Here is a 24,113-nt window from a genome sequence, read left to right as displayed (position 1 = left end):
GCCATGAGCCTCGACCTGCCACGGCTGCCCGCGGCCGCCGCGCCGCTGTGCGTGGGCTTCAGCGGCGGCCTGGATTCAACCGTGCTGCTACACCTGCTCGCGACCGACCCGTCGGTGCGCGGCCGCGGCCTTCGCGCCGTGCACGTGCACCATGGCCTGCATCCGCTGGCGGACGAATGGGCCGACCATTGCACCGCCACGTGCGCGACGCTGGCGGTGCCGCTGGGTGTTTCAGGGATCCATGTCCCGCGCGACAGCGGCCTCGGGCTGGAGGGCGCGGCGAGGCAGGCCCGCCGTGCGGTGTTTGCCGACGTCCTCGGCGACGGTGAGGTGCTGGCGCTGGCCCACCACCGCGATGACCAGGCCGAAACCTTCCTGCTGCGTGCCCTGCGCGCGTCCGGCCCCGACGGCCTGGCAGCGATGCGGTCGTGGCGCGATTTCGGCCGTGGGTACCTGTGGCGACCGCTGCTGGATGTACCGCGTGCCGCGCTGCACGAGTACGCCGGCCGGCACGGGCTCCGATGGATCGAGGATCCGGGCAACAGCGACGAGACTTTCGATCGCAACTTCCTGCGCCGGCACGTGCTGCCGCTGCTGGCGGAACGATGGCCACATGCGCCTGTGGCGTTTGCGGCATCGGCCGCGCTCTGCGGCGAGGCAGCGGCGTTGCTGGCCCAGGAGGATGCGCGCGCATTGGCTGAAGTCGGAGACGCGAGGAACAGCTCGGTACTTTCCCGTTCGCGCCTGCGGGCACTGCCGCCGGCCCGACGCGCACGGGTGTTGCGGCGATGGATCGAGACGCTCGGGTTGCCGCCGTTGCCGGGCGGCGGTGTCGCGCAGGTCGAGGCGACGCTGCTCCCGGCACGCGCCGATGCCACGGCACGCTACGAATGGGCGGGTGCGGTGCTGCAGGCGTGGCGCGACCAGCTACATGCGGGGCCGGTGCCGCCGCCTCTTCCGGAAGGGTGGCGGGAACGCTGGGACGGGGCCGCACCGCTGCCGCTGCCCGACGGCGGAATGTTGCTGCTCGGGGCTTCTGTAGGAGCGCGCAATGCCGCGGGTGGGGCAGGCAGGGGGCAGCCATGTACTGGCCGCGCATCGCTTGAGATCGCTTTCGACCACCCGGTCACCGTCCACCTCCGCCTCGGTGGCGAACGCATCACCCTCCCGGGTCGTGACCATTCACACGCACTCAAGCACGTGCTGCAGGACGCCGGCATTCCGCCGTGGCAGCGCAACCGGATGCCGCTGCTGTCGACGGCCGATGGCGAACTCCTGGCGGCCGGCGACCGCATCCTGTCGGCCCGGCTGCAGCGCTGGCTCGGCGAGCGGAACCTGCGACTGGAGTGGCGCCCCGGCCTGCCGCAGGACGGTCGGGCCACCGTGCGCCGGTCGCGTTGACCATCCCCCGACCGCCCTCCACACTTGCACCCATGCCACGCCAAACCGATCCCGAAGCCTCGCCGGTCACTGATTTCGAGACCTCGCTCGACGCGCTCGAGCAGCTGGTCGAGAAGATGGAGCATGGCGACATGAGCCTGGAAGAGTCGCTGGCCGCGTATGAGCGCGGCGTCGGTCTTTACCGGCGCTGCCAGACCGCGCTGGAGCAGGCGGAATTGCGCGTGCGCCTGCTCAGCGACCCGCAGGATCCGGCGGGGGCCGAGCCGTTCGCGCCGCCGTCCTCACCCGATGCCTGACCCGCGCCTGGCCGCCTGGCGCGAGCGCATCGACGCCGCGCTGGCGCACGCACTTCCCGATCCGGCCGCCTCGCCCCAGCGCCTGCACGCGGCGATGGGACACGCGGTGCTGCTCGGGGGCAAGCGCATGCGGCCGCTGCTGGTGCACGCAAGCGGCTTCCTGTTCGACGCCGACCCCACCGCTCTCGACCACCCGGCCGTGGCGGTCGAACTGGTCCACGCCTACTCGCTGGTGCACGACGACCTGCCGGCGATGGACGACGACGAGTTGCGGCGCGGCCAACCGACCGTGCACGTCGCGTTCGACGAAGCCACCGCGGTCCTGGCCGGCGATGCGCTGCAGTCGCTCGCCTTCGAGGTGCTCACCGGGACGCCGCTCGCGCCGACTTTCCAGGTCGAGCTGCTGCGTACCCTCGCCCGCGCCGCGGGCGTCGCGGGCATGTGCGGCGGGCAGGCGCTGGACCTGGAAGCCACCGGCCACGCCACCGCGATGACCGTGGCGGGCCTCGAGCGCCTGCACGCGCTCAAGACCGGCGCGCTGATCCGCGCCGCGGTGCGGATGGGCGCGCTGTGCGGTGGTGCGGACCCTGCGGCTTTGAACGCGCTGGACCGCTATGCCGACGCGCTTGGTCTGGCGTTCCAGGTCCGCGACGACATCCTCGATGTCGAAGGCGACAGCGCCACGCTCGGCAAGACCGCCGGCAAGGACGCGGCGCAGGACAAGGCGACCTTCCCCGCCCTGCTGGGAATGACAGCCTCGCGCGAGCGGCTGGAGGAGCTGGTGGCCGCGATGACGGATGCGCTTGTGCCGTTTGGTGGGCGTGCCGATGGGCTGCGTGCGCTTGGGCGGATGGCGGTGGAACGCGATCGGTAGCGACGCGATCAAGGGTCGAGGGTCGAGGGCGCGGGAACCGGAATCGGAATCGGAACCGGGCGGGCACCGAAATCTCGGAATCCGGGAATCCGAAGCCCCAAACCATCTGGACCCGGAACCGTTGTAACCCCTGTAGGAGCGGCTTCAGCCGCGATCTGGAAACGGCGCGAATCGCCAACCATCGGATCGCGGCTGAAGCCGCTCCTACAACAGCCCCGGACACGGGAAGACCCGAAAAGCCCGGACGCCCGGGACCCTGGAAGGCTGGAAAAGCCCGGGCACCCGCAAAAGGCCCGGCGCTGTTGGGCCGAGCGCCATTCCCGTTGTAGGAGCGACGTAAGTCGCGACCCGCCGAACGCCCGGGACCGTGTACAGGTCGCGACTCACGTCGCTCCTACATCGAAGCCCAACCACGGCCGTCCCCGCGCCACCCCGGCGCGGGGACGACTCCGCTTACTTGATCAACCGCAGCGTCAGCGGATAGCGATAGGCCACGCCTTCGTTGGCCTTGATGCCGGCAATGATGGTCAGCACCAGCCAGGCGATACCGATGATGACCCATCCCGGAATGGCGATGATCAGGCCGATGCCGAGGGTCATGATCGACAGCAGCAGCAGGGCGAGGAAAGCGATGCCGACGGTGATGTTGAAGTTGAGCGCTTCCTTCCCCTGGTCGTCGACGAAGGGCATCGTGTCCTTCTTTGCCAGCCAGATGATCAGCGGCCCGATGAAGCAGCCGATGCTGCCGGCCCAGCCGGCGGTCAGGATGCCGCCGATCAACGCCGACAAATGGGCGAACATCGCCCACTGGCGCTCCTCGGCGGAGTAGCCCGAAGCCGCGGCTGCGGCCGGCGGCGGGTCGAACGGCGGCGGTGTGCCGGGCGAGTCGTTTTCAGGCTGGTTCACGCGGCTTCTCCTGGGTGATGGAAACGTGAATGTCCCGCCGTCGGGGCGCCGGGTCAACCGCCAACCGTCACCCCTCGGCTCAGCCCTCACCGGCGACCGTCATCTTCCCCACCAGGATCGAGCCAGTGCGCACGTGCGAGCGCGGGTCGACGTCGCTGCCGACCGCCTCGATCGCGGCGAACATCTTTTTCAGGTTCCCGGCGATGGTGATGCCGTCGACCGGGTACTGCAGCTTTCCGCCCTCGACCCAGAACCCGGCCGCGCCTCGAGAGTAGTCGCCGGTAATGCTGTTGACGCCCTGCCCCATCAGTTCGGTGACCAGCAGGCCGCGCCCCATGCCGGCCACCATCGAATCGAGGTCGCCGGCGTTGGCGGCGACCTGCAGGTTGTGCACGCCGCCGGCGTTGCCGGTGGTCTGCAGGCCGAGCCGGCGCGCCGAATAGCTGCCAAGGATGTAGCGCTGCAGCACGCCGCCGGCGACCAGCGGCGACTCGCGGGTGGCCACGCCGTCGGCGTCGAAGGAGGCCGAGCGGAAGCCGCGCGGCAGGAACGGCAGCTCGTCGATCGCGAACCAGTCCGGGAACAGCTGCGTCCCGGCGCTGTCGAGCAGGAAGCTGGCGCGGCGGTACAGCGCGCCGCCGGACACCGCGCCGAGCAGGTGGCCGATCAGCGAGCGGGCGACCTCGGCCGAGAACAGTACCGGGTACTCGCCGGTCGGCACCTGCCGCGGGGCGAGGCGCGAGACCGCGCGTTCCGCGGCCCGGCGCCCGACCGCCGACGCCGCCTCGAGCCCGTCGGCCGACAGCGCGATCGTGTACCAGCCGTCGCGCTGCATGTCGGCGCCGCGGCCGGCGATCAGCGCACACCCCAGGCTGTGCTGGGTGCTGCGCTCGCGACCGGTGAAGCCGTGCGAGTTGGCGTACACCGACAGGCTGCTGCCGCTGCCGACCGAAGCGCCGTCGGAATTCTCCAGCCGCGGGTCGAAGTCGCGCCCGGCCTGCTCGCAGGCCAGCGCCAGGTCGATCGCGTGGTCGGCCTCGAGCGCCCACGGGTGCCAGCTGTCGAACTCTCGCAGGTCGGTCGCCATCAGCCCGGCGTCGGCGAGGCCCGCCGCCGGGTCGTGCTCGGTGTGGCGGGCGATCGCGCAGGCCTGCTCGACCGTCGCGGCGAGGCTCTCCTCGCGCAGATCGGCGGTCGACGCACTGCCCTTGCGGCCGCCGAAGTAGACGGTGACGGCGATGCCGCGGTCGCGGGTCGACTCGACCGTCTCGACCTCGCCCATGCGCACGTTGACGTTGAGACCGGCCTCCTCCGAGCACGACACCTCGGCCTGGTCGGCGCCGGCGGCGCGGGCGCTGTCGAGCAGGCGCTGCGACAGCGCGGCGAGGGCGTCGAGCCGGGCTTCGCTGTCGGCATGGAAGGGCGCGGTCGAGGGGGCGATGTCGTTCAATGGCTTATCCTTGCAACGGTTGTCCCGGGCCGGGCCCGGGGCGTTTCAGTGATGTTGGCGCACGCCGGACGGCGAAGCGCCTGGAAAGGATCGACGATGCGCGGACGCGACGAAGAAACCGGCGAATTCCTCGGCGAAAGCCGCAGCCAGCAGCGGCGCGACGCGCTGGAAGTGCTGGCGCTGGGCCAGCAACTGGTCGCGCTGACCGACGCCCAGCTGGCCAGGCTGCCGGTGCCCGAGTCGCTGCTGCCGCACATCCGCGAGACCCGCCGCATCACCTCGCACATCGCCCACAAGCGGCAGATGGCGTTCCTGGCCAAGCAGATGCGGCGCGAGGACGAGGAGGTGCTGGAGGCGATCCGCGACGCGCTCGACGAAAAAGGCGAAACCGCCCGGCGCGAGGTCGCGGCGATGCACCGGGTCGAGGCCTGGCGCGACCGCCTGCTGGCCGAGGGCGACGCGGCGCTGGGCGAGTTCATCGCGCAGTACCCGAATGCCGACCGCCAAGCGCTGCGCCAGCTGGTGCGCAACACGCTGGAGGAACGCAAGCGCAACAAGCCGCCGCGGGCCTTCCGCGAGCTGTTCCGCGAACTGCGCGAGCTGGTGATGGCCGGCAGCGCCGCGGCGACCGACGAAGACGACGAAGCGGCCGACACCGACGTCGAGTAGGCCGCGACTTCGGACAGCCGCCGCGGTCACGCCTGGGTGCCCCCCACCGTCAGCCCGTCGATCAGCAGCGACGGCTGGCCGACGCCGACCGGCACGCTCTGGCCGTCCTTGCCGCAGACGCCGACGCCCTCGTCCAGCGCGAGGTCGTGGCCGATCATGCGCACCTTCTGCATCGTCTCCGGGCCGTTGCCGATCAGGGTCGCGCCCTTGACCGGCGCGGTGATCCTGCCGTCCTCGATCAGGTAGGCCTCGGTCGCCGAAAACACGTACTTGCCGCTGGTGATGTCGACCTGGCCGCCGCCGAAGTTGACCGCGTACAGGCCCTTCTTCACCGAGCGGATCATCTCCTCCGGGTCGTGCTGGCCGGCCAGCATGTAGGTGTTGGTCATGCGCGGCATCACCAGGTGCGCGAACGACTCGCGGCGGCCGTTGCCGGTCGGCTTCATGCCCATCAGGCGGGCGTTGAGCGAGTCCTGCATGTAGCCGGTGAGCACGCCGTCCTCGATCAACGGCGTGCACTGGGTCGGCTCGCCTTCGTCGTCGATGTTGAGCGAGCCGCGGCGGCCCGGCAGGGTGCCGTCGTCGACGATGGTGACGCCCGGCGAGGCCACGCGCTGGCCCATGCGGCCGACGTAGGTGGACGTACCCTTGCGGTTGAAGTCGCCCTCCAGGCCGTGGCCGACCGCTTCGTGCAGCAGCACGCCGGGCCAGCCGCTGCCCAGCACCACCGGCATCACCCCGGCCGGCGCGTCGACCGCCTCGAGGTTGACCAGCGCCTGCCGCAGCGCCTCGCGCGCCCAGGCCTCGGGCTTGCCGTCGGCCAGCAGCTCGGCGTACGAGTAGCGGCCACCGCCACCGGTGTAGCCGGATTCGCGGCGGCCGTTCTGCTCGACGATCACCTGCACGTTGAGCCGCACCAGCGGGCGCACGTCGGCGGCGAGCACGCCGTCGCTGCGGGCGACGAGGATGGTGTCGACACCGCCGGCCATGCTGACCACGACCTGCTTCACCCGCGGGTCGGCCGCGCGCAGCATCCGGTCGAGCGCGCGCAGGGCTTCGACCTTCGCCTCGTTGGGCATCGAGTCGATCGGGTCGTCGCTGGGATAGAGGTCGAGCGCGTTGCCGCGCACCAGCGAGCGGCCGGTGACGGTCGAGCCGTCGCGGGCGATCGCGCGAGCCGACTTCGACGCTTCGATCAGGGCCGCGGCGTTGATTTCGTCGGAATAGGCGAAGCCTGTCTTCTCGCCGCTGATCGCGCGCACGCCGACGCCCTGCTCGATCGAGTGGGCGCCGTCCTTGACGATGCCGTCCTCGACCGTCCAGCTCTCGCGCCGGGCGTGCTGGAAGTACAGGTCGCCGAAATCGACGCCCGGTCCCAGCAGGGTGCCGAAAGCGCGTTCGAGGCCGCCGGCATCGAGGCCGGCGGGCAGCAGGAGCCGGGATTCGGCCAGTTGCAGCGGTAGGGTCATGGGAAGTCCGCGTGGCATCGCATCAATGCGTATCCCGACGATATGCGGGCGCGGCTCGGGGCTTCAACCGGCGGGGGCCGCCTGCGTGGCCGACAACCGGCTCTGCTCGCGGCTGATCACCTCGACCTTGGGCTCGTCCCACGGGCCGGTGACCTTGTAGGTCTTGGCCGCGATCTGCCCGAGCGGCTTCTGCAGCACGGCGTTGGCCGCCGCACCGATGGCCGCACCGACCGGGCCACCGGCGATCGCGCCGACCGCGGTCAGCAGGTTGCCGGCCTTGGGCAACACTTCGATGGTCTGGTTGAAGGTTTCCTCGCGCAGGTTGGCCGCGCCGCGGATGTTGATTTCGGCCGCGGGTCCGTCGATCTGCAGGTCGTCGCTGCGGGCCAGGCCACGCTCGAAGCCGATCCTGCCTTCGACATGGTTGAACGCGAAGCCCTTGGAGAAGAAGTCGCGGAAGTCGAGCGACAGCCGTCGTGGCAACTCGGCGACGCTGAGCAGGCCGAGCACGCGGCCGGCGCCGGGCTCGAGCTCGAGGATGCGGCCGTCGCGCGCGGCCAGGGTCAGGTCGCCATCGAGCGCGGTGACGTTGAAGTCGGCGGGGCTGCCGGGCCAGCGCGCATCGAGCCGGACCTGGCCTTCGCCGCCGGCGAGCCGGCCGCCGTAGCCGAGTCCCGTCAGCAACGCGCCGAAGTCCTCGCTGTCCACCGTGGCCTGCAGGTGGGTACGCTGGCTTGCGCCGCGGCCCTGCCAGCTGCCACCGAGCTCGACCGACTGCGCTTGGCTGCGTGCCTGCAGTTGCTCGATCTGCAGCCCCGCGGCGGTCGGCCGGGTCTGCAAACGGGCCTGCCCGAGCCGGGCGTCCAGCACGCGCAGGTCGTCGACCTCCAGCAGCAACGGCGGGATCGCCGCCGGGTCGATGCCCTCGTCGACGGGTGGCATTGGGCTCGACGACGGGGCGGTGGTGGCGATCGGGGCCGCGGCGGTTCCGGGCACCGGTTCTCCCGCGACGCCTGGCGCCTGCGGGCGGCGCCAGTGCACGCGGTTGAAGCGGCCGGCGATACGGGCCCCGTCGGCCGCCGGCACCAGCACTTCGCCCTGCAGGGCCGCACCTTCCGCGCGCACCGCGGTGGCGCCGCCGGGGGCGGGGACCACCAGCAGGCGGGTCTCGGGGAACACGCCACCGAGCAGTTGCAGGCGGCCGGCGGTCACGTCGATGCGCTGCAGTGGGAAGGCATCGCCCCCGCCACGCTGGCCGCCCCGCACCATCGCCAGCCAGCCGATCGCATCGAGTTCGCCGGTCCATCCCTCGGCCACCAGCCCGGTGGCGGGCGGCGCCTGCTCGACCCGGCTCGCCCCCAGCGCGATGCGCACGCCGGTGCGGCCGCCGCCGCTGCGCGCACGCAGCGCCATCGTCTGTCCAAGGGCGACCCGCAGTTCGCCACGATCGAGCGGCAGCGGCATCTCCACCGCGGCCATCAATGTGCCGCCGGCGGGCTTGCGCAGGGGCGCGGGCAGCATCAACGCCGTTCCCGCGAGGTTCGACCGCAATTGGAGGGTCGCCACCCGCGACGAGCCGGACGCCGGCACGGACACGTCCACGTTCCAGCGCGACTGGCCTTCCACATGCGGTTGCAGCCAGGCCAGCTCCGGCGCGTGATCAAGCAGTGCATCGATGCCGAACGCCGCCTCGAGGCCCGCTTCGAACACGTTGCCGCGCGTGCGCACGTGGCCGTCGCCCGCACGCAACCGCAGCACCCCCGGGCGACCCTCGTGGCGCACCTGCAGGCCATCGGTGTGGAAGCCGCGACGGTCGAACTCGGCGCGTCCGCGCACCTGGTCGAAGGCGAGGTCCCAGCGCGGGTCCGCCAGGCGGGCGCCGTCGAGCTGCACATCGCCGCCGATCGCGATCGTGCCCCCGCGCCGCAGCGGCAGCCGCAGGTTGAAATCGACGGCGGCCGGGCCGCTTGCCCGCACGCTGTCGAACGATTCGGGGTGCAACGCGCGCAGCGGGCTGTCGCCCAGCAGGCCGACCAGGGCCGAAGCATCCCCGGCCGCTTCGGCGCGGACCACCAGTTCGCCGCCGTGGTAGTCGTCGATCCGGCCGGACAGCGTATGGATTCCGATGCCCGCGAGCGATCCGCGGCCCTCGATGTCGAACCCGCTGCCGACGAAGCTCGCGTCCAGCTCGACCTGCTGCGCGGCGGGCCACTTGTGCTGGAACCGCAGGGTCGCGTCGACGATGTGCGCGGTGGCCTCGAAACGCCCGTCGTTGTGCACGAACGGCCAGTCGTCCAGGTCGCCGACCACCAGCGCCCGGGCGTCCTGCACCGTGCCGGCCACGAGTGCGGTATCCAGCCATTCGATCAGCGCGTCCGACATCTTGTGCCGGACCCAGAACCCCTTGGCCTCGGGCAGTGCGGTTTCGTCGATGGACGCCGCCAAGCCGATCCATGGCCGGCTGCCATCGCCCTGCCACCAGAGGCTGCCGCGGGCGTCGGCGCCAAATCCGTTGCCGTCGATGCGCAGTCCGTCGGTACCCACCCGCCAGCCTCGGCCGTCACGCCAGCCGCTGATCGTGCCGTCGAGACGGGCGCGGTGGGCGACGCCGAAGCCGATGGGCCAGTCGAACACCATGGTCGCCGAGGCGTCGGCCAGGAACCGGAAGCCGTCCGCGTCGCCTTCGAATGAGCCGGTGAGCCCGCGCAGGCCGGGGCGGTCGCCGACGGGATCGAAACCCAAGCCGCGGATCTGTGCGCTGGCGTGCAGTGCGCCGCCGCGACGGCCATCGATCTCGACGTCGACCAGGGTGGCCTGCGGCCGCGCCTGCAACATCCAGCGTCGCAGGCCGGGCGGCAACCGGTCACTGAGGGCGGCGACCCGCGCCAGCGGCGCCACGTCCAGATGCGCGGCGTGGACGGCGTATCGCTCGCCACCGGCCAGCAACAGGCCATCGAGCCGCTGGGATTCGCCGTCCGTGGTGACCTGCAGTCTGGGCGCATCCACGCGCCAGCCGCCGTCCACCAATTGCCAGCGCGCCCGCGTTTCGACGCGCTGGAACCGAGCGCGCGGCGGCTCGGCGGCGGCCCTGGACGGCTGCCCGCGCAGCACCATGCCTTCCAGTGCGGCATCGATGGTGATGCGCGACACCCGCAAGCCGTCCAGGCGGGCCCAGGCCTCGGCACGGCCGTTGCCGCGTTCAACCGCGACGCCCGCCATCTTCAGCAATGACGCCCACTGCGAAAGATCGGCCTGGCGCGCGCCGGCGTAGAGTTCGCCATCGCCACTGGCGCGATCCAGCGCGAGCACCGCCTCCAGCGGAGCGCCGGCCTCCTCGCCAAGCGGCGGCCAGGCACGTACACCGGCACGGACCTGCTCGCCGCTGACCCGCAGGCGCAGATCCACCTGCGGCAGTTGCGCATCGATGCCCAGCCGCGGCGCGACCACGGCCAGCCGCGCGTCGATCACCTGCAACTCGCCGAGGCCCTCCAGCGCCTCGAACGGATCGGCACCCGACTGCTGCTGCCCCGGCAACCCGCGCACCTGCCAGCGTCCGTCTTCCTGCCGCTCCAGGGTCAGGTCCAGCCCGCGCACGCGCAGTTCGGAGAACGGCGTGCCAGGCAGCAGGCCGGCGTAGATCGACACCAGCATCTCGGTGTCGCCGATGGTGAAGGCCTGGGCGCCGTCACCGATGCGCAGGTTCTCCAGCTGCAACAAGGGCCCACGCCGGGTCCACTCGGTGTCCACCGCGTCGAACGCGACCGTGCGGCCGGCGCGCTCGCTCAGCCATTGCGCGATCCGCTCGGGGTTGCGTTCGGCCAGCGGCAGCACCTGGCTGGCGACGCCCAGTACCAGCGCCACCAGCACCAGCGCGATCGCGACGGTGTAGCCCAGGCCGCGGCGGGCCCTGCGCAGGTGGCGGCGCAACAGGATCGGCATGGCGGTCAGGCCGGGTCAGAGCAGCACGACATCGAACTGCTCCTGCGCGTACTGGTCGTCGGCCTGGAAACGGATCGACTTGCCGAGGAACTCCTCCAGCTCCGCCACCGCGGCCGATTCCTCCTCGGTGATGCGCGCGACCACCTTCGGCGAGGCCATCACCAGCAGGCGGGCGGCGTCGAACTGGCGCACCTGGCGCACGATCTCGCGGAAGATCTCGTAGGTGACGGTCTCCGGTGTCTTCAGCATCCCGCGGCCGCCGCACTCGTGGCACGGCTCGCTGAGCTGTCGTTCCAGGCTCTCGGTGGTGCGCTTGCGGGTCATCTCGACCAGGCCCAGCGGCGAGAAGTCGTACACCGTAGTCTTGGCGTGGTCGCGGGCGAGTGATTTCTCCAGCTGCCGCAGCACCTGGCGCTTGTGCTCGGCGTCGGTCATGTCGATGAAGTCGATGATGATGATGCCGCCGAGGTTGCGCAGCCGCAGCTGCCGCGCGACCGACTGCGCGGCCTCGAGGTTGGTCCGGTAGACCGTCTCCTCGAGGTTGCGCTGGCCCAGGAACGAGCCGGTGTTGATGTCGATGGTGGTCATCGCCTCGGTCTGGTCGATGACCAGGTAGCCGCCGGACTTCAGCGGCACCTGCTTGTCCAGCGCGCGGCCGATCTCGTCCTCGACGCCGTACAGGTCGAAGATCGGGCGGGCGCCGGCGTAGTGTTCGATCTTCTCGGCCAAGACCGGCATGAACTGGGCAGCGAAGGTGCGCAGGCGGTCGCAGGTCTCGCGCGAATCGACCCGCACCTTCTCGACGTCGCGACGCATCAGGTCGCGCACCGCACGCATCGGCAGGGTCAGGTCCTCGTAGACGCACTGGCCGACGCGGGCGCTGTCGGAACGTTCGGCGATCAGCCGCCAGGCGCGGCTGAGGTAGGCGATATCCTCCGCCAGCGCTTCTTCCGGCTGCGACTCGGCGTTGGTGCGGACGATGTAGCCGTGCTGGTCCTCGGCCGGTGCGAGTGCGGCCACGTGGGTCTTCAGCCGGGTGCGTTCGACCTCGTCCTCGATCCGCGCCGACACCCCCACCACCCGCGTGCGCGGCAGCAGCACGAGATAGCGCGACGGGATGCTGAGCTGGGTGGTCAGGCGCGCGCCCTTGCTGCCGATCGGGTCCTTGACCACCTGCACGATGATCTCCTGGCCTTCGCGCAGCAGCTCGGCGATCGGCCGGGCGGGCGCCGCGGGCAGCGGAGCCTCGTCGCCCTCGCCGTTGCCGACCGGCGGTGGCTTGGCGATGTCGGCCGCGTGCAGGAATGCCGCCCGCTCCAGGCCGACGTCGACGAACGCCGCCTGCATGCCGGGCATGACCCGCTGCACCCGTCCCTTGTAGATATTGCCGACCACGCCGCGACGCCAACCGCGCTCGATGTGGAGCTCCTGCAGCATGCCGTTCTCGACCACCGCCACGCGGGTCTCGCGCGGGGTGACGTTGATCAGGATCTCCTCGCTCATCGGCGCACCGCCAGCGGGCCCAGCCCCGCCCTGCCCAGCAGCACGGCGGTTTCGCGCATCGGCAGGCCCATCACGGCGGAATGACTGCCCTCCAGCCGGGTGACGAACACTTCGGCAAGCCCCTGGATCGCATACGCGCCTGCCTTGCCGAACGCGTCGCCGCTGGCGACATAGGCGTCGATCACCGCGTCGTCGAGTCCTGCGAACGCCACCTGCGACGTCGCCAGCGCATGCTGCTCACCGGTGTGCGAAAGCAGCGACACCGCCGATACGACCTGGTGGGTGCGGCCGGACAACCGCCGCAGCATCGCCCTCGCATGCTCGGCGTCGTCCGGCTTGCCGAACACTTCGTCATCGAGGATGACTTCGGTGTCCGAACCCAGCACCAGCGCGGACGCATCGCCCACCACCTGCGCCAGGCCGGCCGCGGCTTTTTCGCAGGCCACCCGCACCACGTAGTCGACCGCCGCCTCGCCGGAGCGGCGCTGCTCGGGGATGTCGAGGTCGATCAAGCCGAACTCCACGCCAAGACGGCCCAGCAGCTCGCGGCGTCGCGGCGATTTGGAAGCGAGATACAGCATCGGGGTCGGGTCCGGATGAGCACGTCCGGCAATGAAGCCGCCGGTCGTGCGGGAACAGGTCGGGGAAGGGGTGCAACGACACGGCCACACCGCCCCACGCGTCGTCCGGTGCACCGTTCAGGTGGCCGGAAGCATAACCCGCACCGACTGAGCGCCAGCCCACGCCATCGGCCGTAACCCCGATCGGGCTCACGGTTCGTTCACCCCTACCGCCAGACCCTTCCACCGCTTCCAAAGGAATCGCCCATGTCCCATCTGTCTTCGTTCCACCGCCTGCGTCCGCTCGCCCTGGCCGCCGCCCTCGCCTTCGGAGCCACAGCCATGCCCGCCGCAGCCCAGACCGTCCCCGCCCAGGTCGCCACCGACGGCACCCTGCTGTCGGTCTCGGCGCAGGCCGAGGCGACGCGCGTACCGGACATCGCCCACCTTTCGACGGGCGTTGTCACCCAGGCCGCCGACGCCAACGCGGCCATGCGCGCCAACGCCGAACAGATGACCCGCGTGGTCAAGGCGATCCGCGACGCGGGCATCGCCGAGCGCGACATCCGCACCAGCGGCGTCAACCTCAACCCGCAGTACCGCTACGCCGAGAACCAGCCGCCGACGATCACCGGCTACGAGGCACGCAACACGGTCGACATCACCGTGCGCGAGATCGGCGAGCTCGGCTCGATCATGGATGCGCTGGTCGGGGTCGGTGCGAACCAGATCAACGGCCCGAGTTTCGAGGTCGACGACAAGGAAGCCGCCTACGACGAGGCACGCCGCGCGGCCATCGAGAAGGCCCAGACCCGCGCCCGGATGTATGCCGAGACGCTCGGCCTGCAGGTGCGGCGGATCGTCAGCATCAGCGAGGGCAACGGCGGCTTCGGCCCGCCGGTGCCGATGATGGCGATGGCGCGGATGGAAAAGGCGCAGGCCGACACGCCGATCGCGCCGGGCGAGAGCACCCTGTCGGTGAATCTCGACGTCGTGTTCGAGCTGGGGCGCTGACCATGGCCGCTCCCGACAGGACCGCACCGCCCGCCGCGCCGCCGGACGCCGACGAAAACACCGGCTACGCCGACCCGAATCCGCGGGACGGGAAGGATGCGCGACTGCCGGACCCGCGTCGGCCCAATCCCGACGCGGGCGGCCTCGATCGCGACCCGGAAACGAAGCCCGGCGCCGCGGACGAGTAGCACCGCCCGGCAATGACCGGTTCGAGGGCCCGCGCATGCGGGCCTTCTACTTTTGTCCGAGGATCCAGTCGGAGGCGGCATCCACGCCACTCCGTGCCGTCCATCCGACCGTCACGACCGCTGCTCGGCCGCGGGTTGCCATACCGCACGGTACGGATGCAGCGTCGGGACGTGGACGCGACGAACAAGCCGACCACCGAAACCCCGTCCGTCCCGTCCGCGCGTTCTCAACAGACAACGGCTGACAGAGGAGGTGGACCATGGTGCATGCAACCGTTTCCCGTTCTCGCGGCAACACCCCGTTCCAGGGCCTGGATGGCAACCGTATCGCTGCCAGCGCCGGTGCCGTGCTACTCAACGCCGTCCTGCTGATGCTGTTGCTGGCTCCGCTGCGCACGCCGCCCGCGCCCGTGGCGGAAGCCCGCACCGAAGTCGACTGGCTGGTGCGCGACGAACCCCGGCCCGTCGAGCCCATCCCCGTTCCGGTGGAGAAGCCGGTTCCACGCACCACGACATCCGCCTCCCTGCCTCGCCCGGTACCGCCGGTCGCGCCCGCGGCGGCGGAACCGCAACCGGGCGATATCGCCGTGGCACCGTCCGCGCCGTCGGCCCCGACGGAGGTCGCGACGCCGGCCGTCGACCCGGTGATGACCGGCGCCGCGTTGCGCTACGCCGTCGCGCCGCCGCCGCCGTATCCACGTCGTGCGTTGCGGGCGGGGGTGGAAGGCACGGTGCTGCTGGAGGTGCGGGTCGACACCGACGGCATGCCGCTGGAGGTCCGGATCGTCGGCAGCAGCGGCGACCGCGAGCTCGACCGTACCGCCCAGCGACACGTGCAGGAGCACTGGCGGTTCCAGCCGGCGCTGCGTGACGGCCGGCCGGTGCAGGCCATCGGGCGGGTGCCGATCGGATTCTCGCTGCAGTAGGAACGCCGGCTGCGGCCGGACGTCTAAGCGATGCAGGCGCCGCGGCCACCCCGCGGCGCCTTCGCATCAGGCGCGGTGATATGGATGGTTGGCCAGCAACGCGGCCGCACGGTACAGCTGCTCGGCGGCGACCAGCCGCACCAGCATGTGCGGCAGGGTCAGCGGGCCCAGCGACCACGATTCGTCGGCGCGGGCGAGCACGTCGTCGGCGTGGCCTTCCGGGCCGCCGATCAACAAGGCCAGATCGCGTCCCTGCGCGCGCCAGTGTTCCAGTCGCTGCGCCAGCTGCTCCGAGCTCCACGGTCGGCCCCGGCCATCGAGCGTCACCACCAGCGGCGATTTGGGCAACGCCGCCAGCACCCGCGTGCCTTCGTCGGCGGTCGCGCGCGCCACGTCGCGGTTCTTGCCGCGTACGCCCGGCTCCACTTCGATCAACTCCAGCGGCAGCCAGTGCGACAGCCGCTTGCGGTACTCCTCGAACCCTGCGGCCACCCAGCGTGGGGCGCGCTCGCCGACCGCGATCAACTTCGCTTTCATGTGCGCATCGTACCGGGGCGAACCGCAGCGGATGCGCCACCGCGGTGGTATGGACGGCCTGAGGCTGCAGCGCCTCGAGGCCACCGGCGCCGCCCAGGAAAAACGGCGCCCCGGGGCGCCGTCTTTCCTGCGTCGGGTACGACCGCGATGGTCAGCGATCGCTACCGTAGTCGTCGTGACCGCTATCGCGGTGGTCGTCGCCATATTCGTCGATCTCGTCCGGCGGCTGGTCGCCGACCGTCCACAACCGCTCCAGCGCGTAGAACTCGCGCACGCGCGGCAGCATGACGTGGACGACGACGTCGCCCAGGTCGACCAGCACCCACTCGGCCTCCCGCTCGCCCTCCACGCCCAGCGGCATCACGTCCAGCCGCTTGGCGAACTTGACCACCTCGTCGGCAATCGACTTCACGTGGCGCGAGGACGTGCCCGAGGCGACCACCATGAAGTCGGTGACGCTGCTCTTGCCGCGCACGTCGATCTCGACCGCGTCCTTCGCCTTCAGCTCCTCGACCGCGTCGCGCACTGCCTGCAACAGGTCCTCCACGGCGGGCGGGGGGCTGGGAAGGCGGGTCTTGATGACTTGGGCTGGCGTGGTCAAGGGCAGGCTCTGGAAAGGCGTGGCGAAAAATTATACCGGAGGCGAGGATGCGGCCCCCGGCGCATACAGCCGGTGACGGACGATGTACGCCGCCACGGGTGACGGTACCCGGTCCTGCCAGGGCAGGCCGTCGGCGATGCGTTGGCGCACGCCGGTCGCCGAGCCCGCGTGCAGTGGCTGGTTCAGGCACAGCACGCGGCCGGCGGGAGCACGGTGCAGATCGTCCGGCGTGGCCGCCCAGTGATCGGCCAGGAACTCCGCCAGCGGCGCCGGCAACGCGCGGCGGATGTCGATGCCGGGACGGTCGGCCACCACGAAGTGGGCCAGCCCGAACAGCGCCTGCCAGTCCTTCCAGCCCGGCAGGCCGACCAGGCTGTCGGCACCGATCAGCAAGGCGATGGACGCCGCCTGCCCCAGTTCGCCGCGCAGCTCGTGCAGGGTGTCGGCGGTATACGACGGCGTGTTGCGGCGCAGTTCACGGCGGTCGACCTTGAGCCGCGGTTCGCCGGCTACCGCCAGGTCGAGCATGCGCGCCCGGTGCGATGCACTGGCACCCGGCGCGTCGCGATGCGGCGGATCGGCCGCGGGCATCAGGCGGATGGTCGCGTCGAGCGCGTCGCGGGCGTGACGCGCCACCTCGAGGTGGCCGCAGTGGACCGGGTCGAACGTGCCGCCGTAGAGCACGGTCAGCGGCACAGCGGGCGCGCGGTGGTCAGGCACGCGCCAGCATGCGGATCGCGCGCGGTTCGGCGACGGCGAGCAGCAATCGCTCCAGCGCCAGCCAGGCGTCGGCGGGGTCCTCCCCCGGCGTGCCGCGGCCCTTGGCCAAGCGGTCGACCCGCCCCGCCTGCGACACGAACGCATCCCAGCGGGGCGCGGGATGCCGCCCCAGCGCACGCTGGTACATCGGCTGCTTGGAGTCCCAGATCCGCTGCGCCTTGAACTCGGCCGGGAGGTTGCCGCCGGCCGCCTTGATCCGCGCCAGCGCGGCGGTGCGCTGCAGCTCCATTACCACCATGCCCAGCAGTGCCGGCACCGCCTCGCCTTCCGCCCGCAAGCCGGCGAGCATCCGCGAGACCTGCGCCGGCTGTCCGTTCATCGCCGCGTCCAGCACCCGGAAGACATCGAAACGCGCCGAGTCGGCGACCAGCGCCTCCATCCGGGAGGCATCCAGGCTGTCGCCGTCGCTGAGCAGGGCGAGCTTGTCGACTTCCTGCGCGGCGGCAAGCAGGTTGCCATCGACGCGGTCGGCGAGCCGCTGCACCGCCTCGCGGTCGGCGCGCAGTCCGCGTGATCGCAGGCGCTGGCTGATCCAGTCGGGCAGTTCGTGCGGCTTGACCGCCCAGCCGACCGCGACCTGCCCCACCTTTCCGATGGCCTCGCTCCACTTGCCGGCGTGTTTCCTGCTCCAGTCGCCGGCTGTGACCAGCAACACCACGTCGGCCGGCGGCTCGGCGCAGAAATCACCGATGACCGCCGCGCCGTCCTTGCCCGGCTTGCCGGTCGGCAGGCGCAGTTCAAGCAGGCGGCGGCTGGCAAACAGGCTCGGGGCGCGGAAGCTGGCCTGCATCGCGCTCCAGTCCGGCTCGCGCTGGTTGCCTTCGGCCTCGAACACCTCGCGTTCGCTGATGCCCTGGGCGCGGGCGGCGGCACGCACTGCATCGGCGGCCTCCAGCACCCGCAGCGGTTCCTGCCCCGCGATCAGGTAGGCCGGGAGCAACGGCCGGGCGTCGAGCTGCGCCGCGAGCTGTTCCGGCTTCAGCTCCATGTCAGGGCGTGGGCTGCGGCCGAGGTTCCGGCTGCGGCTCCGCGTCCGGCGCCGGATCCATGGTGGAATCCGGCGTCGTGGCGGGCGCAGCGTCCTCGGCGACCGGCGCGGATGCGTCCTCCGGCATCGGCAGCGGCAGCGCGTTGGCCGCTTCCATCGCGGCGCGGGCGGCGTCGGTGGGTTCGCCGAAGATCTCGTCGGGGTTCACTGTCGAGCCGCGCGACACCGCCGCGTCGATGCGGCGCAGCACGGAGGCGGCCATCTCGCGCTGCAGTTCGCGCACCAGGATGTCGCGCTCGCCTTCGGTACCGATCGAGGCGTCGGGCACGGAAATGTAGTCGCGCGACAGTTCGACGTTCTGGCGTGGCACCAGCAGCGTGCCGTCGCCGTTGCGCAGTTCGAACACCACCGCGTAGCGCAGGCTGAATTCCTGCGCACGGCCCCGCTCGTCGACGCTGACCGGGGTGTCGCCCCACTTCTCGGCCAGCAGCTCCAGCACCGCGGGATTCTCGGTCTCGGGCGTGGCCGGCTGCGCGCCGGCGCGGGTCAGTGCGCCCGCGAGGGTTTCGGCCAACGGGCTGTAGCGGTCGGTCGAGACCACCTTCACCGGATCGAGGTTGTCCGGCAGCGACATCGCGCCGCGCAGGTGGAAACCGCAGGCCGACAGGGCCAGCACGAGGACGAGGGAAAACAGGCGGAGGGTCATGCGGCGAGTCTGTACGAGGGGGGTGGAGGCATCAAGCACCGCGGAGGCGCACGACGCCGTCAATGCGGGTCCCCTGCCCGTCCGCGTTCGCCGAACGGCCCCAGCGGCGCGCCGGCGAGCAGGTGCAGGTGGATCTGGAACACCGTCTGGCCGCCATGGCCGTTGCAGTTCATCACCACGCGGTAGCCGTTCTGCGCGAGGCCCTGTTCCCTGGCGTAGTTCGCCGCCGCCAGCACGAGCCGGCCGACGACGTCCGCCTGCGACGGCTCCAGGTCATCCAGGGTCGCGATCGGCGTCTTGGGTACGAACAGCACGTGCACCGGTGCCTGCGGAGCGATGTCGCGGAACGCGATCAGGTGTTCGTCCTCGAACACGATGTCGGCCGGGATCTCGCGCCGGATGATCCTGCCGAAGATGGTGTCGTCGCTCATCTGCGTTTTCCTCGTGGCACTCAGGTCATTTCGCTGCGGGTGCCGAACGCGTGCGACAGCGTGCCGCGGTCGACGTACTCCAGTTCGCCCCCCAGGGGCACGCCATGGGCCAGCCGGCTCGGACGCACGCCGTGCTGGCGGGCGAGCTGGCCCAGGTAGTGCGCGGTGGCCTCGCCTTCGACGGTTGGGTTGGTGGCGATGATCATCTCGGACACTTCGCCCTCCGCCAGCCGCGCACCGAGCCGGTCCAGCCCGAGCTCACCCGGGCCGATCCCGTCGAGCGGGCTGAGCCGGCCCTGCAGCACGTAGTACAGGCCGCGGTAGCCGGTCGCCTGCTCGATCGCGAGCCGGTCGGCCGGCGTCTCCACCACGCACAGCTGGTGGACGTCACGCGACGCACTCGCGCAGGTGGCGCAGACCCCGCTCTCGCTGAAATCGCGGCAGCGTTCGCAGTGGCCGATCTTCTCGACCGCCGCCGCCAGCGCATCGGCCAGCCGCCGGCCGCCGGCGCGCTCGCGTTCGAGCACGTGGTAGGCCATGCGCTGGGCCGACTTCTGGCCGACGCCGGGCAGGACCCGGAAGGCTTCGACCAGTTGCTCGAGCAGGGGCGATGTCATCGGGGCGGAGACGTGACGCTCAGAACGGCATCTTCATGCCGGGCGGCAGCTGCATGCCGGCAGTGGCCGCGCCCATCTTCTCCTGCGAGGCGGCGTTGACCTTGTTGACCGCGTCGTTGATGGCGGCGGCGACCAGGTCTTCGGTCATCTCGGCGTCGGTGATCACGCTGGGGTCGATGCGCACCTTGCGGCACTCCATCCGGCCGGTGAGGGTCACGCTGACCATGCCGCCGCCGGCGTTGCCGGTGACTTCGATATTGGCCAGTTCTTCCTGCGCACGCTGCATGTTTTCCTGCATCTTCTGCGCTTGCTGCATGAGTTGGGCGATATTTCCGCGCATGTCGTCTACTCGGTTCGGGGAAAGGGTGCCGGGCCTTGCCGGCGCAGTCAGGGAATGAAGGCGCCGCGGCGCGGCTTCAAGTCACCGGTTCAGTGATCGTCGATCGGCCGGATCGAATCGGGCACCAGCCGCGCGCCGTGCTGGTTGATCAGGCGCTGCACGTCCGGGTCGTTCATGAACGCGTCCTCGGCGGCGGTCTGGCGTTCGTCGCGTACGCGTTCCTTGCGCTGGCGCAGCGACTCGGCGGGACGCTCAGCAGCCTCGAAGCGGATCGCCGGCGCGGTGCCGAACAGCGAAGCGAGCTGGTCGGCGATCTCGGCCACCAGCGCGGGACGCTGCAGCAGCTCGTCCTGTTCCGACAAACCCAGCCGGAGCACGCCATCGCCGCAGCCGACGAAGCCGGCATGCTCGGCCAGTACCCGCGCCGGACCGCGCAGGGTGCTGCCGGCGACCCACTCAAGCCAGTCATCGGCGCTGCCGATGGGCGCAGACGCGCCAGCGACGCCTGCGGCCGGCGCCATGACGATGTCCCTGGACGCGGGGACCGGCGGCGCCGGCGCCGGTTCGGCCGACGGCTCCCGCGGGTCGTCCGCAAGGTATGCCGGGGGGACGTCGGGCGCCGCTTCACTACGTGGTGGCGGCGCGGGCGGCTGTGGCCCGGCCGGCATCGGCGAGGCGTCGCCGGCCCCGGGGGCGGTGGCCACGCTGCCGGGGGCGCGTGGAACGTCCGGTCCCGAGCTTGCCGCGGGCGTGGGGCGCTCCCGCGGGCCCTCTTCCGCATCGCCAGCGGGCCGGAACGCCAGCATCCGCAGTACCGTCATTTCAAAACCGGCGCGTGCACTCGGCGCCAGCGGCAGGTCGCGGCGGCCGTGCAGCGCCATCTGGTACCAGAGTTGCACCAGTTCGGGCCGCAGGCGGTCGGCCACCGTATCGAGATCGCCCGCGTCGGCGGACTGGGCGGCGGTCGGCACCAGTTGACGCACCTGGATCCGGTGCAGCGCTTCGGTCAATGCCTCCAGCACGCCGCCCCAGTCTGGCGAGAACTCGGCCAGCGCCGCGACTTCCGACAGCAACGCCTCTCCGTCGCCGTCCGCCAGCGCTGCCAGCAGTGCACCGACGCGGGTGCGATCGACCGTGCCCAGCATCGTCGCCACCGCAGCGTCGGTCAGCTGGCCGCCGGTGTAGGCGATCGCCTGGTCGAGCAGCGACAGACCGTCGCGCAGGCTGCCATCGGCGGCCTTGCTCAGCTGACGCACCGCGCCCGGCTCCACCGCAATGCCTTCGGCGTCCAGTATCCGCTCGATCTGGCCGCTGATCTGGCCCTCGTCCAGCCGTTTGAGGTTGAACTGCAGGCAGCGCGACAGCACCGTCACCGGCAGCTTCTGCGGGTCGGTGGTGGCGAGCAGGAACTTCACGTGACCCGGCGGCTCCTCCAGCGTCTTGAGCAGGGCGTTGAACGCCGCCTTCGACAGCATGTGCACCTCGTCGATCAGGTACACCTTCATGCGCCCGCGCGAGGGCATGTACTGGGCGTTCTCGATCACCTCGCGGACGTCGTCGACGCCGGTGTTGGAGGCCGCGTCGATTTCCAGCAGGTCGAGGAAGCGGCCGGCGTCGATGTCCTTGCAGGCGCTGCACTCGCCGCACGGCTCGGCCGAGGTGCCCTGTTCGCAGTTGAGCGACTTGGCGAAGATGCGGGCGATGGTGGTCTTGCCGACGCCGCGGGTGCCGGTGAACAGGAAGGCGTGGTGGACGCGGCCGGTGTCGAGCGCGTTGCTCAGCGCGCGGACCACGTGCTCCTGCCCGACCAGCTCGGCGAAGCGCCGGGGCCGCCATTTGCGGGCAAGGACGAGATAGGACATCGGGCTTCCTGGGGTTTCCGGCGGGTGGATGGGCGGGGCTCCGGCGGCGGCCAGAGCGCCGCGTCGCCGGGCCCGGCATTGTGCCACGGCCGTTCCGGCCACCCGTCGCGCCGGCACGCGCACTTGTGAGCGGGGGCGCGCGGGCAGTAGACTTTGCGGCCCTGTTGGCGGCCGGATGCTGCTCGCGGGGTTGCGGTACAGGCGCGGAGAGGTGTCCGAGTGGTTGAAGGAGCACGCCTGGAAAGTGTGTAAGCGTCTAAACCGCGCTTCGGGGGTTCGAATCCCCCTCTCTCCGCCAGATCCATGCAGTTCCGCGACGGTTCCGGCGGGTATTCCGCGCCGGCGTCATGCAGGTCTGCAGATTCACGCAAGTCTCCATGGTGGCCCCGTCGGCCCCTCGCGACGCTAGGTCGAAAACCCCGCCAGGGCCGGAAGGCAGCAACGGTATCGACTGACGCGGGCGCCGAGGTCAGCCGGCGGGGTCATCGCCCTTTCCGGCGCCGTGACCGACGGCGGCGTCGAATACCGCGATATCCCCGGCCGTCAGGCAGCTCCCACCCGCATGGCGGTGGGCTCGCGGAGTTCGACGCACTCCCCCGGGTGGCCGACCCGGTAGCCGCGTGCGGCGAGGACCTCGCCTTCTTCCGCGCTGGCGTAGTGGTAGAGCAGGCAGCGGTCGAGCAGGCCGCGCGGATATTCGCGTTCCAGGTCCTCGATGCCGCTGTGCGACGGGTTGCCGTGGAGCGCGCAGTCGTGCGCGACCAGTTCGCTTTCGCCGCCGACCTGCGCCAGCACCTCGGGGATCGGCCGGGTGTCGCCGGTCCACACCAGGCTGCCGCGCAGCCGCAACCCGAATGAGGTGTCGGGCCAGTGGTGGCGGGTCGGGAACACCTCCAGCCGGATGCCGTCATGCCAGAACGCATCGCCAACCGGGATCACCTGGAACGCGTCCCAGAAGTTCGCCCCGCCCTCGGCGAGCGGGTTCGGGTAGTCGCCCACGCGCTGGTGCAGCAGCGGCACGAGTCTGGCCGGCACGTACAGGCGCACCCGGCCGCGCCGCTGTTCGTCGAAGTAGCTGTCGACGAACAGGCGTTCGAAGCCGCCGACGTGGTCCAGGTGGGTATGGGTCACGAAGAATGCGTCGGGCGGTTGGCCGTACTCGCGCATGCACGCGGTCAGCCCCTCGCTGCCGCAGTCGATCGTCAGCCACGGCCGGCCATCGCGTTCGATGGTGGCCATTGCCGATCCGAGTTCGACCGCCGAGGCATTGCCCACGCCATGCAGTCGCAGCGACCAGGCCGTCATCAGTACCCCCTCGCCCAGATGCGGTCGTAGGCACCGCGGAGCCGCGCGAAATCGCGCTCGACCTCGTCCGCGGGACGCTCGCCACGCAGCTTCAGCAGCGACCGTTTGAGCCGTGCGAGATTGCGCTCGCGCCAGCCGGTGGCCGGGATGTGGATGCGGCTGCGGTCCAGGTCGATCACCCAGCCGCGGCCGGTCTGGTCGAACAGCAGGTTGTGCGCGTTGAGGTCGGCGTGGTCGAGCCCGGCCCGGTGGGCGCGGGCGATCAGCCGGCCGGCCTCCTCCCACGGCGCACCGTCGCCGGCGACGCTGGCGCGGTCGGCCAGGGTCCGCACGCCCGGCAGGCGTTCGATCAGGATCGCGGCGCGGTAGTGCAGGCCGTCGCGACGATAGAAGGCGGCGATCGGACGTGGCACCGGGACGCCCTTTTCGGCCGCCGCGCGGGTCACCCGGAACTCGGCGAAGCTGCGCGTGCGTGCCGCGCCCCGCCATACGTAACGGTCCCTGCTGAAATGCGCGACCAGGCCGCCGCGCAGGTAGCGGCGCAACACCGCCGGCCCGAAGTCGGCGTCGATGAACCATGCCCCGCCGCGCCCGCCGCTTTCAACCGGGCGCGCCTTGTCTTCCCACCAGGCGGGCGAGAACCATTCGGGCTCCGCTTGCCGCACCCGAGTAAGGTCGAACAGAATCGCGCCGAAGCCGCTGTCGTCGCGGAACGGCGTCAGTCCTTCGGCAGCGTCATACCCCGTCATCT

General features: G+C 71.2%; 24 protein-coding genes, 1 tRNA gene and 1 other RNA gene. 9 read left to right on the top strand and 17 right to left on the bottom strand.

Annotation, left to right across the window (positions count from 1 at the left end; genetic code table 11):
• The first annotated feature begins 3 nt into the window (after positions 1 to 3).
• The 3 genes from tilS to U8331_RS05600 are packed head-to-tail and all read left to right on the top strand — an operon-like array spanning position 4 to position 2,571.
• The gene (tilS, locus tag U8331_RS05610; protein ID WP_481132615.1) at positions 4 to 1,401 is read left to right on the top strand and encodes a tRNA lysidine(34) synthetase TilS; all 1,398 of its coding nucleotides are present in this window, start codon (positions 4 to 6) and stop codon (positions 1,399 to 1,401) included.
• A 32-nt stretch (positions 1,402 to 1,433) separates the two neighbouring features.
• Entirely contained in the window at positions 1,434 to 1,697 is a 264-nt protein-coding gene (locus tag U8331_RS05605; protein WP_481132614.1) for an exodeoxyribonuclease VII small subunit, read from the top strand.
• Positions 1,690 to 2,571, top strand: a complete 882-nt coding sequence (locus U8331_RS05600; protein WP_481132613.1) for a polyprenyl synthetase family protein — start codon at positions 1,690 to 1,692, stop codon at positions 2,569 to 2,571. The genes U8331_RS05605 and U8331_RS05600 overlap by 8 nt, the downstream gene beginning before the upstream one ends.
• A 453-nt stretch (positions 2,572 to 3,024) precedes the next feature.
• On the opposite strand, the gene U8331_RS05595 is transcribed toward U8331_RS05600, so the two are convergent.
• Together U8331_RS05595 and pmbA are read right to left on the bottom strand one after the other, a co-directional pair.
• On the bottom strand, positions 3,025 to 3,372 hold the full coding sequence (locus U8331_RS05595; protein ID WP_481132897.1) for a DUF4870 domain-containing protein: 348 nt from the start codon (positions 3,370 to 3,372) through the stop codon (positions 3,025 to 3,027).
• Between the two features lie 184 nt (positions 3,373 to 3,556).
• Positions 3,557 to 4,927 carry a metalloprotease PmbA gene (gene pmbA / locus U8331_RS05590; protein ID WP_481132612.1) on the bottom strand — a complete coding sequence of 457 codons (1,371 nt, stop codon included), beginning with the start codon at positions 4,925 to 4,927 and terminating at the stop codon, positions 3,557 to 3,559.
• A gap of 96 nt (positions 4,928 to 5,023) precedes the next feature.
• Between pmbA and yjgA the strand changes: the two genes are divergently transcribed.
• The gene (gene yjgA / locus U8331_RS05585; RefSeq protein WP_481132611.1) at positions 5,024 to 5,596 is read left to right on the top strand and encodes a ribosome biogenesis factor YjgA; all 573 of its coding nucleotides are present in this window, start codon (positions 5,024 to 5,026) and stop codon (positions 5,594 to 5,596) included.
• 26 nt (positions 5,597 to 5,622) lie between these two features.
• Here yjgA and tldD read toward each other — a convergent pair whose 3' ends face one another.
• The 4 genes from tldD to U8331_RS05565 all read right to left on the bottom strand — a co-directional run bounded on the left by tldD (position 5,623) and on the right by U8331_RS05565 (position 13,088).
• On the bottom strand, positions 5,623 to 7,065 hold the full coding sequence (gene tldD / locus U8331_RS05580) for a metalloprotease TldD (protein WP_481132610.1): 1,443 nt from the start codon (positions 7,063 to 7,065) through the stop codon (positions 5,623 to 5,625).
• Positions 7,066 to 7,128: 63 nt separating this feature from the next.
• Positions 7,129 to 11,004: a YhdP family protein gene (locus tag U8331_RS05575; RefSeq protein ID WP_481132609.1), complete on the bottom strand. Its 3,876-nt coding sequence runs from the start codon at positions 11,002 to 11,004 to the stop codon at positions 7,129 to 7,131.
• A gap of 15 nt (positions 11,005 to 11,019) precedes the next feature.
• On the bottom strand, positions 11,020 to 12,507 hold the full coding sequence (gene rng, locus U8331_RS05570) for a ribonuclease G (protein ID WP_481132608.1): 1,488 nt from the start codon (positions 12,505 to 12,507) through the stop codon (positions 11,020 to 11,022).
• Positions 12,504 to 13,088 carry a Maf family protein gene (locus tag U8331_RS05565; RefSeq protein ID WP_481132607.1) on the bottom strand — a complete coding sequence of 195 codons (585 nt, stop codon included), beginning with the start codon at positions 13,086 to 13,088 and terminating at the stop codon, positions 12,504 to 12,506. The genes rng and U8331_RS05565 overlap by 4 nt, the downstream gene beginning before the upstream one ends.
• A 246-nt stretch (positions 13,089 to 13,334) precedes the next feature.
• On the opposite strand from U8331_RS05565, the gene U8331_RS05560 reads away from it, so the two are divergent.
• The 3 genes from U8331_RS05560 (at position 13,335) to U8331_RS05550 (ending at position 15,195) form a co-directional block, all read left to right on the top strand.
• The gene (locus tag U8331_RS05560; RefSeq protein ID WP_481132606.1) at positions 13,335 to 14,081 is read left to right on the top strand and encodes an SIMPL domain-containing protein; all 747 of its coding nucleotides are present in this window, start codon (positions 13,335 to 13,337) and stop codon (positions 14,079 to 14,081) included.
• A gap of 2 nt (positions 14,082 to 14,083) precedes the next feature.
• Positions 14,084 to 14,269 carry a hypothetical protein gene (locus tag U8331_RS05555; protein WP_481132605.1) on the top strand — a complete coding sequence of 62 codons (186 nt, stop codon included), beginning with the start codon at positions 14,084 to 14,086 and terminating at the stop codon, positions 14,267 to 14,269.
• 260 nt (positions 14,270 to 14,529) lie between these two features.
• On the top strand, positions 14,530 to 15,195 hold the full coding sequence (locus tag U8331_RS05550; protein WP_481132604.1) for an energy transducer TonB: 666 nt from the start codon (positions 14,530 to 14,532) through the stop codon (positions 15,193 to 15,195).
• 66 nt (positions 15,196 to 15,261) lie between these two features.
• Here the strand turns inward: U8331_RS05550 and rlmH are convergent, their stop codons facing one another.
• From rlmH to dnaX, 9 genes are all read right to left on the bottom strand, one after another.
• On the bottom strand, positions 15,262 to 15,732 hold the full coding sequence (gene rlmH, locus U8331_RS05545) for a 23S rRNA (pseudouridine(1915)-N(3))-methyltransferase RlmH (RefSeq protein WP_481132603.1): 471 nt from the start codon (positions 15,730 to 15,732) through the stop codon (positions 15,262 to 15,264).
• Positions 15,733 to 15,883: 151 nt separating this feature from the next.
• Positions 15,884 to 16,333, bottom strand: a complete 450-nt coding sequence (gene rsfS / locus U8331_RS05540) for a ribosome silencing factor (RefSeq protein WP_481132602.1) — start codon at positions 16,331 to 16,333, stop codon at positions 15,884 to 15,886.
• Positions 16,334 to 16,363: 30 nt separating this feature from the next.
• The gene (nadD, locus tag U8331_RS05535; RefSeq protein WP_481132601.1) at positions 16,364 to 17,053 is read right to left on the bottom strand and encodes a nicotinate-nucleotide adenylyltransferase; all 690 of its coding nucleotides are present in this window, start codon (positions 17,051 to 17,053) and stop codon (positions 16,364 to 16,366) included.
• Positions 17,046 to 18,101, bottom strand: coding sequence for a DNA polymerase III subunit delta (gene holA / locus U8331_RS05530; RefSeq protein ID WP_481132600.1), 1,056 nt, complete (start codon positions 18,099 to 18,101; stop codon positions 17,046 to 17,048). The genes nadD and holA overlap by 8 nt, the downstream gene beginning before the upstream one ends.
• Before the next feature lies 1 nt (position 18,102).
• Positions 18,103 to 18,807, bottom strand: a complete 705-nt coding sequence (locus U8331_RS05525; RefSeq protein ID WP_481132599.1) for an LPS-assembly lipoprotein LptE — start codon at positions 18,805 to 18,807, stop codon at positions 18,103 to 18,105.
• Between the two features lie 59 nt (positions 18,808 to 18,866).
• Complete coding sequence (locus U8331_RS05520) at positions 18,867 to 19,238, bottom strand: histidine triad nucleotide-binding protein (RefSeq protein ID WP_481132598.1); 372 nt, start codon at positions 19,236 to 19,238, stop codon at positions 18,867 to 18,869.
• 20 nt (positions 19,239 to 19,258) lie between these two features.
• Complete coding sequence (gene recR / locus U8331_RS05515) at positions 19,259 to 19,855, bottom strand: recombination mediator RecR (RefSeq protein ID WP_481132597.1); 597 nt, start codon at positions 19,853 to 19,855, stop codon at positions 19,259 to 19,261.
• A 19-nt stretch (positions 19,856 to 19,874) separates the two neighbouring features.
• Complete coding sequence (locus tag U8331_RS05510; RefSeq protein ID WP_481132596.1) at positions 19,875 to 20,195, bottom strand: YbaB/EbfC family nucleoid-associated protein; 321 nt, start codon at positions 20,193 to 20,195, stop codon at positions 19,875 to 19,877.
• Between the two features lie 89 nt (positions 20,196 to 20,284).
• Entirely contained in the window at positions 20,285 to 22,057 is a 1,773-nt protein-coding gene (dnaX, locus tag U8331_RS05505; RefSeq protein ID WP_481132595.1) for a DNA polymerase III subunit gamma/tau, read from the bottom strand.
• 205 nt (positions 22,058 to 22,262) lie between these two features.
• Here dnaX and U8331_RS05500 point away from each other — a divergent pair.
• Together U8331_RS05500 and ffs are read left to right on the top strand one after the other, a co-directional pair.
• Positions 22,263 to 22,355 (top strand) — tRNA-Ser (locus tag U8331_RS05500).
• An 88-nt stretch (positions 22,356 to 22,443) separates the two neighbouring features.
• An RNA gene (gene ffs / locus U8331_RS05495) (signal recognition particle sRNA small type) lies at positions 22,444 to 22,540 on the top strand.
• A gap of 60 nt (positions 22,541 to 22,600) precedes the next feature.
• Here ffs and U8331_RS05490 read toward each other — a convergent pair.
• Both U8331_RS05490 and U8331_RS05485 read right to left on the bottom strand, forming a co-directional pair.
• Positions 22,601 to 23,362: an MBL fold metallo-hydrolase gene (locus U8331_RS05490; RefSeq protein ID WP_481132594.1), complete on the bottom strand. Its 762-nt coding sequence runs from the start codon at positions 23,360 to 23,362 to the stop codon at positions 22,601 to 22,603.
• Positions 23,362 to 24,111 (bottom strand): 3-deoxy-D-manno-octulosonic acid kinase, encoded by a 750-nt coding sequence (locus U8331_RS05485; RefSeq protein WP_481132593.1) that lies wholly within the window; start codon positions 24,109 to 24,111, stop codon positions 23,362 to 23,364. Before U8331_RS05485 ends, U8331_RS05490 begins: the two co-directional genes overlap by 1 nt.
• Positions 24,112 to 24,113 lie beyond the last annotated feature (2 nt).

Source organism: Lysobacter sp. CC-YZS074, assembly GCF_056739745.1.
Note: the sequence above shows the minus strand (reverse complement) of the source record. Positions and strands in the feature narration are given on the sequence as shown.